At 70.8% G+C, this 13,517-nt stretch carries 16 protein-coding genes; 2 read left to right on the top strand and 14 right to left on the bottom strand.

Features of this window, described 5'->3' with window-relative positions; translation table 11 throughout:
- Window positions 1-128: 128 nt before the first annotated feature.
- Window positions 129-890, bottom strand: a complete 762-nt coding sequence (locus J2N69_RS23645) for an isoprenyl transferase (RefSeq protein WP_127909972.1) — start codon at window positions 888-890, stop codon at window positions 129-131.
- Between the two features lie 170 nt (window positions 891-1,060).
- On the opposite strand from J2N69_RS23645, the gene mgrA reads away from it, so the two are divergent.
- Window positions 1,061-2,098: an L-glyceraldehyde 3-phosphate reductase gene (mgrA, locus tag J2N69_RS23640; RefSeq protein ID WP_230902524.1), complete on the top strand. Its 1,038-nt coding sequence runs from the start codon at window positions 1,061-1,063 to the stop codon at window positions 2,096-2,098.
- Between the two features lie 102 nt (window positions 2,099-2,200).
- On the opposite strand, the gene J2N69_RS23635 is transcribed toward mgrA, so the two are convergent.
- Window positions 2,201-2,698, bottom strand: a complete 498-nt coding sequence (locus J2N69_RS23635; protein ID WP_230902523.1) for a hypothetical protein — start codon at window positions 2,696-2,698, stop codon at window positions 2,201-2,203.
- 331 nt (window positions 2,699-3,029) lie between these two features.
- Between J2N69_RS23635 and J2N69_RS23630 the strand changes: the two genes are divergently transcribed.
- The gene (locus J2N69_RS23630; RefSeq protein WP_230902522.1) at window positions 3,030-3,425 is read left to right on the top strand and encodes a DUF192 domain-containing protein; all 396 of its coding nucleotides are present in this window, start codon (window positions 3,030-3,032) and stop codon (window positions 3,423-3,425) included.
- A gap of 448 nt (window positions 3,426-3,873) precedes the next feature.
- Here J2N69_RS23630 and J2N69_RS23625 read toward each other — a convergent pair whose 3' ends face one another.
- From J2N69_RS23625 to cpaB, 12 genes are all read right to left on the bottom strand, one after another.
- Window positions 3,874-4,698: a class I SAM-dependent methyltransferase gene (locus J2N69_RS23625; protein WP_230902521.1), complete on the bottom strand. Its 825-nt coding sequence runs from the start codon at window positions 4,696-4,698 to the stop codon at window positions 3,874-3,876.
- Between the two features lie 88 nt (window positions 4,699-4,786).
- Window positions 4,787-5,488, bottom strand: coding sequence for an OmpA family protein (locus tag J2N69_RS23620; RefSeq protein WP_230902520.1), 702 nt, complete (start codon window positions 5,486-5,488; stop codon window positions 4,787-4,789).
- 3 nt (window positions 5,489-5,491) lie between these two features.
- Window positions 5,492-6,094 carry a hypothetical protein gene (locus J2N69_RS23615; protein WP_230902519.1) on the bottom strand — a complete coding sequence of 201 codons (603 nt, stop codon included), beginning with the start codon at window positions 6,092-6,094 and terminating at the stop codon, window positions 5,492-5,494.
- Between the two features lie 32 nt (window positions 6,095-6,126).
- Window positions 6,127-6,732, bottom strand: coding sequence for a pilus assembly protein TadG-related protein (locus J2N69_RS23610; RefSeq protein WP_269075674.1), 606 nt, complete (start codon window positions 6,730-6,732; stop codon window positions 6,127-6,129).
- A complete protein-coding gene (locus J2N69_RS23605; protein ID WP_230902518.1) occupies window positions 6,729-6,947 on the bottom strand; it encodes a hypothetical protein in 219 nt (72 codons plus the stop codon). The genes J2N69_RS23610 and J2N69_RS23605 overlap by 4 nt, the downstream gene beginning before the upstream one ends.
- Window positions 6,948-7,170: 223 nt before the next feature.
- Window positions 7,171-8,061, bottom strand: a complete 891-nt coding sequence (locus J2N69_RS23600; RefSeq protein ID WP_269075628.1) for a DUF5936 domain-containing protein — start codon at window positions 8,059-8,061, stop codon at window positions 7,171-7,173.
- A gap of 37 nt (window positions 8,062-8,098) precedes the next feature.
- Complete coding sequence (locus J2N69_RS23595; RefSeq protein WP_230902517.1) at window positions 8,099-9,046, bottom strand: type II secretion system F family protein; 948 nt, start codon at window positions 9,044-9,046, stop codon at window positions 8,099-8,101.
- 31 nt (window positions 9,047-9,077) lie between these two features.
- On the bottom strand, window positions 9,078-10,415 hold the full coding sequence (locus J2N69_RS23590; RefSeq protein ID WP_230902516.1) for a CpaF family protein: 1,338 nt from the start codon (window positions 10,413-10,415) through the stop codon (window positions 9,078-9,080).
- A 34-nt stretch (window positions 10,416-10,449) separates the two neighbouring features.
- Window positions 10,450-10,779, bottom strand: coding sequence for a TadE/TadG family type IV pilus assembly protein (locus J2N69_RS23585; RefSeq protein WP_230904840.1), 330 nt, complete (start codon window positions 10,777-10,779; stop codon window positions 10,450-10,452).
- A gap of 218 nt (window positions 10,780-10,997) precedes the next feature.
- The gene (locus tag J2N69_RS23580; protein WP_230902515.1) at window positions 10,998-12,623 is read right to left on the bottom strand and encodes a CpaE/TadZ family protein; all 1,626 of its coding nucleotides are present in this window, start codon (window positions 12,621-12,623) and stop codon (window positions 10,998-11,000) included.
- Between the two features lie 10 nt (window positions 12,624-12,633).
- On the bottom strand, window positions 12,634-12,765 hold the full coding sequence (locus J2N69_RS36420) for a hypothetical protein (RefSeq protein ID WP_269075627.1): 132 nt from the start codon (window positions 12,763-12,765) through the stop codon (window positions 12,634-12,636).
- Window positions 12,766-12,775: 10 nt separating this feature from the next.
- Entirely contained in the window at window positions 12,776-13,486 is a 711-nt protein-coding gene (cpaB, locus tag J2N69_RS23575; RefSeq protein WP_230902514.1) for a Flp pilus assembly protein CpaB, read from the bottom strand.
- Between the last annotated feature and the right edge of the window lie 31 nt (window positions 13,487-13,517).

Below are 13,517 nucleotides of genomic sequence, written 5' to 3'. Positions count from 1 at the left end.
CCCTTTCGGACACTGCTCGGACGTCGACCTGGAGGCTTTATTCCCTTCAACCAGCGCGGCCATGCCAGGGCATATGACGACGCGTTGGTTAACTCCCGGTGACCCGGACCTCAGGGGCGGTACGCGGGTCAGCCGCCGTAGCGGCGGTGGCGGGCCGCGTAGTCGCGCAGCGCGCGCAGGAAGTCGACCTTGCGGAACGCCGGCCAGAAGACTTCGCAGAAGTAGTACTCGGAGTGGGCGGACTGCCAGAGCATGAAGCCCGACAGGCGCTGCTCGCCGCTGGTGCGGATCACCAGGTCGGGGTCGGGCTGGCCGCTGGTGTAGAGGTGCTTGGAGATGAGGTCGATGTCGACGCTCTCCGCGACCTCTTCCAGGCTGGTGCCCTTGTCCGCGTGCTCCAGGAGCAGCGAGCGGACCGCGTCGGCGATCTCCTGGCGGCCGCCGTACCCCACGGCGACGTTGACCAGTATCCCGGTGTTGTCGTGGGTGGCCTGCTCGGCTTCCTTCATGACCGCCTGGGTGCGGGCGGGCAGCAGGTCGAGGGCGCCGACGTGGTGCACGCGCCAGCGGCCGTCGGCGACGAGCGAGCGGACCGTGGCCTCGATGATGCCGAGGAGCGGGGTCAGCTCCTCCTCGGGCCGGTCGAAGTTGTCGGTGGAGAGCATCCACAGCGTGACGACCTCGACGTCGGTCTCGGCGCACCAGCCGAGGAACTCCTCGATCTTGTACGCGCCGGCCTGGTGGCCCTGTGCGGTGGTCCCCCCGGACGCCTTGGCCCAGCGGCGGTTGCCGTCGAGGATGACCCCGATGTGCTTGGGCACCTGGGCGTGGTCGAGACGGCCTTCCACCCGGCGTGCGTAAAGTCCGTACACCAGGTCGCGCAGGTTCACGTCTGTCAGCCCCTCCAGCAGATGGTGGTCTCAAGGGGTGTGCGTAGGGCAGTCCCCGAGGGCGACACCCTACCGCTGCGGGGCCCGCCCGCCGAAGTCGGGCCCGGGTGACGCGGTCGGTTCCCGGCCGCCGACGGTCTCCGCGCAGGTCGCTGAAGTAGCTTCTCCTCATGAACGACACGTCTTCGTACCGCGCGGCCCCGGGCCGTTACGACTCGATGGAGTACCGGCGCACGGGCCGCAGCGGCCTGAAGCTGCCCGCGGTCTCCCTCGGCCTGTGGCACAACTTCGGTGACGACAAGGCCCTGGACACGCAGCGCGCGATCCTGCGCCGCGCCTTCGACCTGGGCGTCACCCACTTCGACCTGGCGAACAACTACGGTCCGCCGCCCGGTTCCGCGGAGCTGAACTTCGGCAAGATCTTCGCGCAGGACTTCACCGCGTACCGCGACGAACTGGTCATCTCCACCAAGGCCGGCTACCTCATGCACCCCGGCCCGTACGGCGAGTGGGGCAGCCGCAAGTACCTGCTGTCGTCGCTGGACGCCTCGCTGAAGCGGATGGGTCTCGACCACGTCGACATCTTCTACTCCCACCGCTTCGACCCGGAGACCCCGCTGGAGGAGACGATGGGCGCGCTCGCGTCCGCGGTCCAGCAGGGCAAGGCGCTGTACGTGGGCGTCTCCTCGTACAACAGCGAGCAGACCGCCGAAGCGGCGCGCCTGCTGCGGGAGATGGGCGTCCCTGCCCTCATCCACCAGCCGTCGTACTCGATGATCAACCGCTGGACGGAGGAGGACGGGCTGCTCGACACGCTGGAGGAGGCGGGCATGGGCTGCATCTCCTTCGTGCCGCTCGCCCAGGGCCTGCTGACGAACAAGTACCTGAAGGGCATCCCGGAGGGTTCGCGCGCCACGCAGGGCAAGTCCCTCGACCCGGACCTGCTGAGCGATGAGGTCGTGCGCCGGCTGAACGGCCTCAACGACATCGCGGCGGGCCGCGGTCAGTCGCTCGCCCAGCTCGCCCTCAACTGGGTGCTGCGCGACGAGCGGATGACGTCGGCGCTGATCGGCGCGTCGAGCGTCACGCAGCTGGAGGAGAACGTGGCGGCGCTGGCCGGGCCGAAGCTCACGGACGAGGAGCTGGCGGCTATCGACACCTTCGCGGTGTCGACGCCGGGCACGAACATTTGGGCGGGGCGCGGCTGAGGCGGCGTACGTGGCGTATGCGGTGTACGTGTGCGCCGCGGGGTCGGGCTTGGGCGCTCGGGGGCGGGCTGAGGCGCGTCGGAGCGGTTGTGGGCGCGCGGGTCAGCTGTGGGCGCGTGGGCGCTTGAACCACGCGCCCGCGGCGCCCTGGGAGAGCAGGACGACGACGGCGACGGCGCCGAGCAGGGGCAGGAGTCCCACCGGGTTGCCGTTGGCCGCTCCGCCGAGGCCCATCGCTATCTGCACGCTCATCAGGACGATGCAGGTGACGCGGATGCCGTTGCCGACGCTTCCGAAGCGGAAGGCCATGCCGGCCGTCACCAGGAGGCAGAGGTTCACCCCGAGCGCGGCGCCCGCCGTCTCGGGGTTGACCACGGCGATCAGCATGGCCGAGCCGAGGACGGTGAGCCCGGCGAGGACCCAGGTGACGATCTGCGCGGCGCGGACGACGCCGGGCATCCGCTGCGGCACCTGCGGGCCGGGGGCGAAGCCGTACTGCCCGTAGGCGTGGCCGGGGTCCTGCGCGGGGCCCGGGTACGCGGGCAGGCCCGGCTGCGGGGTGTTCGGGGCGCCGGGCGGTGGGGGGAAGTGGTCAGACATGCACCTGACCATAACGGGGGAGTGGATCTTGCCCTGCCGCCCCCCGGCCCCGGCTTGAACGCGGGCACAAAAAAACGGGCCGGTCCGTGGGGGGGAGACGGACCGGCCCGAGGGGGGGTTTCCACCATAACCCTTCGTGAGGGATTTGGCGTGCATCGGCGTGCCACAACTACTCTCCGAGACCGCGCGACGACTCCGAGAGCCCGTTCTCCGGGCGGAATCCGGGGTTCTGCGGCGGGTTTCGGCCGCGCGCGGCGGTACTCCACATGGGGGACCCGGCGGCGGGGCGCGTGCTTGACGCGCCGGGTGTGCGCGCCGGTAACTTCGCCGGATGGCGACGTTGAGGGTCTTCGGCCCGCCTCCGGGGCCCGACGGGGAGATCTCCGCGGAGGGCTCGGGGATCTCCGCGGCGGCCCCTCTGGAGCTTCCGGTGGAGATCGCGGACTCGGCGCGGGCCCGGCGGCGGGGACTGCTAGGCCGCAGGGGCATCACGGGGGTGCTGCTGCTGACGCCGGCGTGGTGCGTGCACACCGTGGGGATGCGGTTCGCGGTTGATGTGGCCTATCTGGACCGCGAGTGGCGCGTGCTGTCCGTTCGGACGATGCGCCCGGGGCGGATCGGGCTGCCGCGCCCCCGGGCCCGGCACGTGATCGAGGCGGCGGCCGGGTCGCTGGCCGGGTGGGGCGTGCGCCGGGGCACACGGCTCGCCGTACACGGCCCGGAATGACGGCTCGCGGCGCCGCGCGGCCCCCTCCACCGCGCGGCACCGCACGCGTGGCTTTGCTCACGTGAATTAGCCTTGGTCTGAACTTACGTGACGCTTAGGGGCAGATCGAGCCAGTATTGATAACGATGCGGAATCAAGGCTTCGATTCTGGGGCTTGAGGGGCGGTCTGGGGCTTGCGAGGCGGTGCGGCACGGAGGCGGACTTTGCCCGGATCACCCCATCAGGCGGTGTTCTCCGTCCTGTTCGCCTCGTTCGCGTTGTTCGCCTTGTTCGCCGGGGCGGTCTTGTCGGTGCCGGGCCGGTGCCGGGGCCGGTGACGTCCATCGCGGGTCGCGCCCGCAGGCGTACGCGGCCCGTCTCCTTGCGACCGACCAACTCCTGTGGCGGACCACGTTACTTCTCGACGTACGGATGGATGGAGTGGATGGAGGCCTTGGGGCGGCGGGCGTCAGATGGGCCGGGCGGGCTTGCGGAGGTCGAAGAGGTGGCGCGAGCTGTGCGCCACGAAGGGGCCTTCGGCCTGAATGCGCTCGTGCAGCTCGCGCAGCCTCGGGCGGTATTTCTTCACGCTGAAGTCGGGCACCATCCACACCACCTTGCGCAGGAAGTGGACGACGGCTCCGATGTCGAAGAACTCCATCCGCAGCCGCTCGGCCCGCAGATCGGCGACCTCCAGGCCCGCCGCCTCGGCCTCGGCGCGCTCCAAGTCGGGGTGGCGGCTGTTCCGCACCTCCGCCGACTGCGGCCCGAGGAAGTACTCGACGAGTTCGAAGACGCTGGCGGGCCCGACGTGCTGCGCGAAGTACGTGCCGCCGGGGCGTAGCACGCGGGCGATCTCGGCGAAGCGGGCCTGGACCGGGTGGCGGCTGGTGACGAGGTCGAAGGCGCCGTCGGCGAACGGCAGCGGGGCGTCCTCGGGCGAGGCGACCACGGCCACGCCTCGCGGGTGCAGCAGGGCGGTGGCCTTGGCGACGTTCGCGGGCCAGCCCTCCGTGGCGACGGCCAGCGGGGGCAGGGTGGCCGCGGAGGCCAGCACTTCGCCGCCGCCGGTCTGGATGTCGAGCGAGGCCTTCGCCGCCGCGAGGCGCTCCGCCATCGCCTCGGAGTAGCGCCATGAGGGCCGCGCTTCGGTGGCCCGGCCCTCGAACCAGGAGAAGTCCCAGCCGGCGGTGGGCGCGGCCTCGGCTTCGGCGACGAGGTCGTCGAAGGTGCGGGGTGAGGGGGTGCGGTCGCCGCCGGAGGGCTCTGTGGGGTGGCTGGGGCTGTTGTTCATGGGGCAATCGTGGCATTGGTGCGGTTCTTGTTCACGCGGGTTGCGGGTCGGCACGGCGGGTTTGGTGGGGCGGCGGCGGGGAGGAGTGTCAGAGGGCGGGGCTGGTGGCCGCGCTGTCGCTGACGCTGTTGCCGTTACTGGTGCCGGTGCTGGTGTCGTTGCTGTTGCCGGTTGTCCCGCGCGGGAAGGAGACCTCCACGCGGCGGTTCTTCTTCCGGCCCTCTTCGGAGCCGTTGTCCGCGATCGGGTAGTCCTCGCTGTAGCCGCGTACGGAGAAGGTGACCTCGGGGCCGAGGTGCCCCGCTAGTTCGTCGTGCACCGCTTCGGCGCGCTGCCGGGAGAGTTTCTTGCCGTGGCCGTAGGAGCCGAGGTTGTCCGTGAAGCCGAACACCCTTACGTCCGTCGCCTTCTGCGCCTTGGCCTCCTCGGCGATGGCCTTGATACGGGCGTTCGCCTCCGGGTTCAGCTTCGCGCTGTCCTTGGGGAAGAGGACCTCCGCCTGCAGCGCGAACTTGACGTCCGTGTTGGTGTCCTCGCGGCGCTCCTCACCGCCGAGGTCCTCGACGACGGACTTGATGTCCAGCACCTTGGCGGGCGCGAGCGTGGCCCCGTCGGCCAGCTTCAGCCCCGGGCTGTTGGAGTCGACTTCGGGGGGCGGGGAGGTGGTGGTGCTGCCGGGGGGCGCGGTGGGGTCTTCGTCGTCGGCCAGGGCGGGGGCGGGGCCGAGGAGGAGGAGCAGGGCGGTGAGGGTGGCGGTTGCCGTGGAGGGGCGGGAGCGGGGGCGGGTCATGGGTTACTCACCCTCGGAGAGTTCTATGGGGGCGGGGGGCATGGCACCCACTTGGAAGTCGACCTTGGTGGTGTCTTCCGGGGGTGCGGGGAACTGCGCGTACCAGTCGGCGGTCTGGCTCGGCTTGACGCCTCCGGTGAATTTGGTGCACAGACACCGGCCCTCGGTATCCCGGAGGACGAGGTACTTCTTCTTGCCCTCGTTGTCGATCAGGTTGGCGCCCGCCACGGAGGAACCGTTCTTGTTCAGCTCCCGTTCCTCACCACGCCAGTTGGCGGCGGCCCAGAACTTTCCGCCGTTGTTGGTCACCTTGCCCGAGACGGTCACAAAGCCGCCCGCGTCGCGGACCGCAGAGGTGACCGTCAGGGTGATGTTCTCCTCTCCCTTCACCTCGGCAAGCACCTTGTCCGTTGCTCCTTGGCCGTCCTGATCCTGTTCGGCAGGGCTTTCGCCACGCTTTCCGGATGATGTGGGCGACGACTTCTCGTCAGGCTTGTCGTCACCTCCGTCTCCACCACCGCAGCCGACGACCGTGAGGACCAACCCAGTCGTGATCGCCACAGCGGTCATTGCCCTGCGCGTCGTCATGGATCGTCGAATGCTCATCGCTACGGCTTCCTTCTTTCCTCGATCGCCGATCAGTCGGCCAAGTGGACAGAGAAGAGGACGGACGCATCCGGTAGATCACCTGGTTGGTAGTCGTCCGGGTCGATCTCGAAGGACTCTCCGCCGTCACAGTCGAATTGCACGGCCTTCTTCGGGTCGACCGACGGAGCGACGTCACAGCGCGGTTTGACGATGGCCGTGGCCTCGGCCTTGGCGTGCTGGTTCTCCGTGCCCGGGATGATCGAATCACCGACGGTATACGTCGTCTCGATCTCCGCGCGGAAACCCGGATAACCATTGACTTCGGTCGGCCCGAAACCGATGACCGTGGAATCGTTCTCCGCGGCGAGTGCGTCCGCCGCGCCACGGGCCCCTCCACCGGTGTACTCGTCCCCGGCCAACCAGTCGATCCAGTCGCCACCTTCACCGATGGCCAGTTCGAGTCCATCCATGAGTTCATCTCTGGCGTCCTGCGCCGCCGCCAAGGCGGCCGCGTCTGCGGCTGACTGGGCACCGTTCCGAGCCGACGCGGCTTGCGCGAACGCGAAGAAGGCGAACGCGATAAAGAGCAGAATGCCTGTCAGCCAAATGTAAAGAGGGAGAGTCTGCCCGCTGTCGCTGTCTAAAAGGCGCCTCAGCCGCCGATCACGTCGGACACGGCATCCTGGATCGCTCCGGAGATCTGGCCGTCCAGCCCCAAGCCGTCGATCAGGACGAAGATCCCCGCAATAAGAATCATGAGCCCCGCATACTCCACGAACCCCGCCCCCGCATCCCGCCCCCTCCCCCGCACCCGCGAAGCGACAGTCACCGTCCAGTCGACCCAGACTCCGAGCACGCGTTCCTTCAGCACGACGGCCCCTTCTCTCCCACCCGATTCGACGACTGCCGACAGCAACTCTGCGCGCGCGGCGGCGCGACGGAACCCCGCTGTCCGGAAGTTGGCGGATTCTCTTCCCTCTCGATGAGATCACCATGCACGAAGTCCCCTCCCGCGAACCGTGCGCTCGACTCCGACTGTCCCACACCGCATTGCACCCGCGAAGCCATTTCGCACAGTTGCTGAACGCCGCATCTCAGCGCCCCAAAATCGAACCGAAGTCCGACCCCGAGCCGAGGAACATGCCCGCCGCGATCAAAATCATCGTGGCCGGGAGCATGAAGACCAGCGTCACCATCGTCGCCTTGGGAATGGTCTTCGCGGCCCTGCGCCGCGAATTCTGCGCGTCCGTGCGCCGCATGTCCGTGGCCAGCTGAATGAGTGTCTCCGCGATCGGCGAGCCCAGCTCCTCGCCCTGCTGGAGCGCCGAGACGAACTGGCCGACCTGCTCCGACGCGTTGCGGCGGCGCAGTTCGTCGAAGGCCTGGCGGCGGCTGACGCCCATGTCCATCTGGCGCAGCGTGATGCGCAGTTCGTCCGCCCACGGCCCCTCGTACCGCTCCGCCACCCGGTCCAGCGCCTGGCGGAAGCCGAGGCCCGCCGAGACGACGACGGCGAGGACGTCCAGGAAGTCGGGGAGCGTGCGGTCGATGACCTCGCGGCGTTCGCGGACCGCCTGCCAGATCAGCGCGTCCGCCGCCGTCGCCCCGAAGGCGAGGGTGAGCAGGCCGAAGAGCGGGGAGCCGTTGACGAGGAACACCAGGCCGAGGACGACTCCGAAGATGCCGTAGACCGCACGCCGGGCCGCGTAACGGTCGATGGTCAGGCCCCCGGGGTTGCCCGCCATGTCGATGCGGCGGCGCTTGGCGTCGACGCGCCGCCGGCCCATCAGGCGCAGCACGAGGGGCGCGAAGCGCATGCCGAGCCGGTCCACCGCCGAGCCCGCCGCCGAGACGCGGGTGGCGCCGACCTCCAGGGCGATGGCCAGGTCGGAGGGCAGCTTCGCCTCCGCGCGGTACATGCGCACGCCCTGGCAGGCCCCGGCCACGGCGAGGCCCATCACCACCGCTAGCAGCAAGCCCGGCAACGTAACTCGCCTCCCCGCACAGCGATATCCGCCATTCCTAGACCTCGATCCTGCCGAGGCGCCTGATCACGAAGAAGCCGACCCCGTACAGCCCCAGGGAGATCAGGATCAGCGTCTGGCCCACCGGGGAGCCGGTCACCCGCTCCAGCGCGCCGTCGTTGGAGGAGTTGATGAGGAGCAGCGAGCCGAGGCCCAGCAGCGGAACCGTGAACGCCGTCGCGTGGACCTCCGAGAGCATCGTGCGGACCTCGCGCCGCGTCTCCTTGCGGTCCTCCAGGGTCTGGGTGAGGTTCCGCAGGGAGTTGACCACCGTGCCGCCCGCCTTGTTGGACAGGACGAGGGTCGTGACGAGGACGATCAGCTCCCGGGACGGGAGGCGTTCGGCCAGTTCGCCGAGGGTGTCGTCGATGGAGCGGCCGAGCGTCAGCTGGTCGGCCACCAGCGACAGTTCCTCACCGGCCGGCGCTTCCAGTTCCTCCGCCGCCATCGCCAGGGACGTGCGCAGGGCCAGGCCCGCCGCCGTCGCGTTGGCCAGGATGCGGGCCACGTCGGGGAGCTGGTTGATGAACGCCTCGATGCGCTTCTGGCGCTGCCAGTTGAGGAAGGCGACCGCGCCCCACACCGCCACCACCCCCGCGATCGGCCCGAAGAAGGGCGCGAGTGCCGCCGCCGCCAGCAGCCAGAGCGCGGCGACGACGGCGACGACGTACGTGAAGAACTCACCCGCGGTGAGGTCCAGGCCCGTCGAGGACAGCCGCAGGTGGATGGCCCGGCCCAGGCGGGTGCGGCGCAGGCGGCGGTCCACCGCGGCGAAGCGGCGCGAGCGGCCGGGCGGGCCGCCGTCACCCGTGCCCGGCCCGAGCGCCAGCCGGTCGACGAGGGCCTGGCGCTGGGCGCGCCCGGAGGCGTACGTGTGGACGCCCGCGACGGCCAGCGTGCCGGTCAGGATCGTGGCGCCCAGGGCGAGCAGCGCGGGGTCGTTCATCGGCCCGCTCCCCTCGTCGTCGTCCGTGTGGTCATCCGATCGCTTCCCTCGTGTTCAGTACGTCGACGGCCTCCGACACTCCGTACGCCGGCGGCACCGGCTCTCCCGCGCCGTACAGCTTGTCGGCGATCTCGCGCGGCAGCGGCAGGTGTTCGAAGGAGCCGCGTACGACGCGGTCGGCGCCGATCGGATGCGGTACGAAGCGGGTGACCGGGGCGATGCGGAACTGCTGGCGCCCGTGTGAGACGAGCAGCACGATCTCGGAGACCTTGCGGGAGCCGTCGCTGTGCCGGGCGAGCTGGACGACGACGTCGACGGCCGAGTTGATCTGGTCCTTCAGCGCCTCGAAGGGGATGTTCACCTCCGACATGGAGCCGAGGGTCTGCAGGCGCATCAGCGCGTCCTCCGCGGTGTTCGCGTGGACGGTCGCCAGCGAGCCGTCGTGGCCCGTCGACATCGCCTGGAGCATGTCGAGGGTCTCGCCGCCGCGGACCTCGCCGACGATGATGCGGTCGGGGCGCATGCGCAGGCTGTTGCGGACGAGGTCGCGGATGGTGATCTGGCCCTTGCCCTCCACGTTGGCGGGCCGTGATTCGAGGCGGATCACGTGGTCCTGCTGGAGTTGCAGTTCCGCCGAGTCCTCGATGGTGATGATGCGTTCGTGGGCGGGGATCAGGCCGGAGAGCGCGTTGAGGAGCGTCGTCTTGCCGCTGCCGGTGCCGCCGCTGACGATGAGGTTGAAGCGGGCCCGCACGAACGCCGCGAGCAGCATCAGCATGTGCTCGTCGAGCGAGCCGAGGCCGATCAGTTCGGGCAGCGTGTACGCGCGCGGGAAGCGGCGGATGGTGAGGGTGGCGCCGGTCAGGGCGAGCGGCGGGATGATGACGTTGACGCGCTCGCCGGTGGGCAGCCGGGCGTCGACCATGGGGTTGGACTCGTCGACGCGGCGGTTGACCGTGGAGACGATGCGTTCGATGGTCTGCATCAGCTGGTCGTTGGAGGCGAAGCGGAGCGGGAGCTGTTCCACGCGTCCGCCGCGCTCGACGAAGACCGAGTCGGGGCCGTTGACCATGATCTCCGTGATGGAGGCATCGGCGAGCAGCGGTTCCAGGACGCCGAGGCCGAGGGCCTCGTCCACGACGCGGCGGATCAGCTGGGCGCGCTCGGAGGTGGAGAGGACGGGGCCCTCGCGGCTGATGATGTGGCCGAGGACGCGCTCCAGGCGGACGCGGCGGTCCGCGGCGGTCAGCGACGACATCTCGGCGAGGTCGATCTCCTCCAGGAGCTTGGAGCGGTAGACGGCGACGAGGCCGTCGTCGCGGCTCGGCTCGGTCTGGTGGGTGGGGGCCACGCGGTCGCGCAGGCTCATGACGTCCGTCAACCTCCTTCTCGGGTACGGGGTTTCAGTACGCGGCGGGGTCCTCGTCGTTGGGCATCGTCGCCTCCTTGGTGACGCTCCAGCCGCTGCCCACGAAGGGGAGCAGGAGCGGTACGTCGACCGTCACGGTGGCGGTCGTGGTGTCCCCGCCGCCGCCGATCCCGATGGAGGAACTGAGCCCGCCGTCCATGGCCGCCGCGCCCGCCGCCTGCCCCGAGTCGCCCTGCGAGGCCGCGCGGGCCGCCGCGCGGGCGCCGGAGCCGGCCTGGTTGGCGGCGTATCCGACCAGGCCCAGCTGGATGGCGGCGAGCCCGACGAGCAGCAGGACCGGCAGGAACCCGGCGAATTCGAGGATCGAGACACCACGGTCGTCCCAGCGGCGAAGCCGGCCGCGGCCGGCACCACGGCGGTCCCGGCGGCGAAGCCCCCAGCGGTCAGCACCGCGTCCGTCGCAGCGGCGAAGCTCCCGGCGGTCATCACCACAGCCGTCGCCGCGGCGCGCTCGTCGGCGATCACCACCACGGCCGCCCCACCAGCGAAGCCCCCCGCGGTCACCATGCCCGCTCGGTCGCCTCATCCCTCCTCCCCCTCCTTCGCCGCCCCCGCCGCACCGTCGACACGCCACCCCGCGTCGAAGCCCGGGAAGAACACCGGCACGTCCACCGATACGCGGGCCTTCCACACCAGGCCCCCGTCCGTGCAGGACACCTCCGCGTCCTGCCAGGCGGCCGGCAGGTGCTCCTGGGCCGCCTCGGAGCAGGCCCCGGCGCCGTCCTCCCCCACCGCGTACGCGGCCGTGGCCGCCCGTGCCGCCTCGTCCGCCGCGTTGCCCGCGAGGGAGTACGTGTAGCCGTACAGCGCGCACTGCCACAGGATCGCCACGACCGCGAGCAGCAGCGGGAACATCCCGGCGAATTCGAGCGTGACGGCGCCCCGGTCGCCCGACACCGCCCTCCTGCGCAGACTCAGACCGCCCCGCTTCGCCGCGCCCGCGGCCGCGGCGTCGACGAGGCCGAGTTCGCCCGCGAGCGCCCACAGGGCCTGCTTCACCGAGGAGCGGCTGTCGAGGTCCTGCACGCGGCCCGCGTCGACGGCGGCCTGGAGTTCCTTGAAGGCGGCGGGCACGGTGGTGCGGGCCACCCGGGTGCCGGTGACGCGTTCGACCAGGGAGGGCTGGATCTCGGCGCCCTTGCCGTGGCGGTTGACGACGGTGAGGGTCTCCTCGGCCTTGCGGATCTGGAGGCGGTCCCACAGGCGCACCATCCGCTTGGCGGCCCGTACCGCCACCACGTCGGGGGTGAGGAGCAGCAGGGCGTGGTCGGCCAGTTCCACGGCGGCGGCGCTCGCGGCGGTGACGTAAGCGCCGCAGTCGACGACCACGACGTCGTAGCGGGTGCGCAGGGCGCCGAGGATCTGGCGGGCGACCCGGTCGGTGACCTCCTCGCCGCGCTCGCCCTCGGCGGGGGCGAGGAGCATGGCGACGCCGGTCTCGTGGGTGTAGACGGCGTCCTGCAGGACGCGCGGGGTGATGTCGGAGATGGCGGCGAGGTCGGCGACCGAGCGGCGGAACTGCACATCCAGGTACGAGGCGAGGTCCCCGGACTGGAGGTCGAGGTCCAGGAGTGCGACGGTACGCCCCGACGCCTGGGCGGCGAGGGCGAGTTGGGCGGCGGCCAGGGTGGCCCCGACGCCGCCTTTCGCCCCGCTGACGGTGACGATCGTGCCCATGCTGCCGGGCGCCCCGGGCCCGCCCGTGCCGCCGTACAGCTCGAGCCCTCCGCCGCTGCCGAGGTGGCGCCGCATCCCGGAGGACCAGGCGGCGGCGGCCTGGACGCGCTCGGCGAGGGCGTCGTAGGCGAGGGGGAAGCCGACGATGCCGCGCGCGCCGGAGTCCATGGCGGCGGTGAGGAGGGCGGGGCCGGTGTCGGCGGTGATCAGGACGACGCCGACGGCGGGGAAGCGCAGGACGAGGTCGCGGATGAGGTCGAGTGCCGGGACGGGGCCGATCCGCTCGTGGACGAGGACGACCTCCGGAAGCTCGTCGACCGACTCGGCGGCGAGCCGCGCGAGGGTGTCGAGCAGCGCGGTGGAGTCGCCGACGGGCGGGGCCGGTTCGGCGTCGGGCAGCTGTCCGGTGAGGGTGGACAGCGCGCGGGCGGCCTCGATGTCCCCGACGGCGGGCAGGATGCGAGTGGCCATGCGGGACCTCCTACTTGTCCTTGACCTCGTCGAGGGAGTACGCGTGTTCCCGCCATGGCACGGCCTTCTCCGGTGGGGGCGGCACGCCCGGCACCGGGCCCGTCCCGACACGCCCGACGGCGAACAAGCTCCACGTGGCCATGCGCGACCTCCTACTTGTCCTCGTCGAGGGTGTACGTACGGTCCCGCGGCGGCACCGTCGGTTCGCCGCCCGCGCCGATGAGGGCGAGCCGGACGTGCGTGGCGAACGACTCGGCGTAGGCGACGCGCTGGGCGTCCGCCGTGCCGAGGGCGAACGTGATCGGCACGGCCTCGCTCGCCCTGCGGCGCGCGCGGTCGTCCTGGTCGGGTTCGAGCGGGGTCAGCTTGCCGACGTCGAGCACCTTGGCGCCCTCCACGATGACCTTCGACTGGTCCTCGGCCTTGTCGGCCTCGCCCTTGAAGGTGGCGTAGATGTTGACCGTCGCGCCCGGCGTGATCTTGCCCGCCACCCCCGTCGCCGCGTCGATCATGATGGCGATCTCCTGCTGGCCCGGACCCAGTTCGGGTCGCTTGACGATCATGTCGGACTGGAGCAGCGAGCCCTTGCGCAGCTGGGTGACGGCGATCTTGCCGCGGATCTCGCCGAGGTCGGTGACGGCGTTCTCGGACAGCCACCGCTCGGGCATCTCGACCTTCTGGAACTGTTCCGCGGTCAGCTCCTTGTAGGGCGCGATGTCCCCCTTGAGCTTGTACGCGGCGACCTCGGGGCCCACCTTCGAGTTCACGTCACGGATCACCGAGAGGACGCCCGCGAAGGCGCCGAAGGCGCACAGGACCGACAGGACCAGCAGGATGACACCGCGGCGCTGGCGTGAGTTCATGGGCCGGACTACCTCGATCGAGTGCGGTTGG

This window comes from Streptomyces huasconensis, from assembly GCF_021028635.1.
Lineage (GTDB): Bacteria > Actinomycetota > Actinomycetes > Streptomycetales > Streptomycetaceae > Streptomyces > Streptomyces huasconensis.
The sequence above is the reverse complement of the archived record's forward strand: the minus strand, read 5'-3'. Positions and strand labels throughout refer to the sequence as shown.

Excerpts from the sequence above, each read along its gene's own strand:
- mgrA (WP_230902524.1), top strand. The coding sequence starts at position 1,061 with ATGAACGACACGTCTTCGTACCGCGCGGCCCCGGGCCGTTACGACTCG.
- J2N69_RS23635 (WP_230902523.1), bottom strand. The coding sequence starts at position 2,698 with ATGTCTGACCACTTCCCCCCACCGCCCGGCGCCCCGAACACCCCGCAG.
- J2N69_RS23630 (WP_230902522.1), top strand. The coding sequence starts at position 3,030 with ATGGCGACGTTGAGGGTCTTCGGCCCGCCTCCGGGGCCCGACGGGGAG.
- J2N69_RS23625 (WP_230902521.1), bottom strand. The coding sequence starts at position 4,698 with ATGAACAACAGCCCCAGCCACCCCACAGAGCCCTCCGGCGGCGACCGC.
- J2N69_RS23620 (WP_230902520.1), bottom strand. The coding sequence starts at position 5,488 with ATGACCCGCCCCCGCTCCCGCCCCTCCACGGCAACCGCCACCCTCACC.
- J2N69_RS23615 (WP_230902519.1), bottom strand. The coding sequence starts at position 6,094 with ATGAGCATTCGACGATCCATGACGACGCGCAGGGCAATGACCGCTGTG.
- J2N69_RS23595 (WP_230902517.1), bottom strand. The coding sequence starts at position 9,046 with ATGAACGACCCCGCGCTGCTCGCCCTGGGCGCCACGATCCTGACCGGC.
- J2N69_RS23590 (WP_230902516.1), bottom strand. The coding sequence starts at position 10,415 with ATGAGCCTGCGCGACCGCGTGGCCCCCACCCACCAGACCGAGCCGAGC.
- J2N69_RS23580 (WP_230902515.1), bottom strand. The coding sequence starts at position 12,623 with ATGGCCACTCGCATCCTGCCCGCCGTCGGGGACATCGAGGCCGCCCGC.
- J2N69_RS36420 (WP_269075627.1), bottom strand. The coding sequence starts at position 12,765 with ATGGCCACGTGGAGCTTGTTCGCCGTCGGGCGTGTCGGGACGGGCCCG.
- cpaB (WP_230902514.1), bottom strand. The coding sequence starts at position 13,486 with ATGAACTCACGCCAGCGCCGCGGTGTCATCCTGCTGGTCCTGTCGGTC.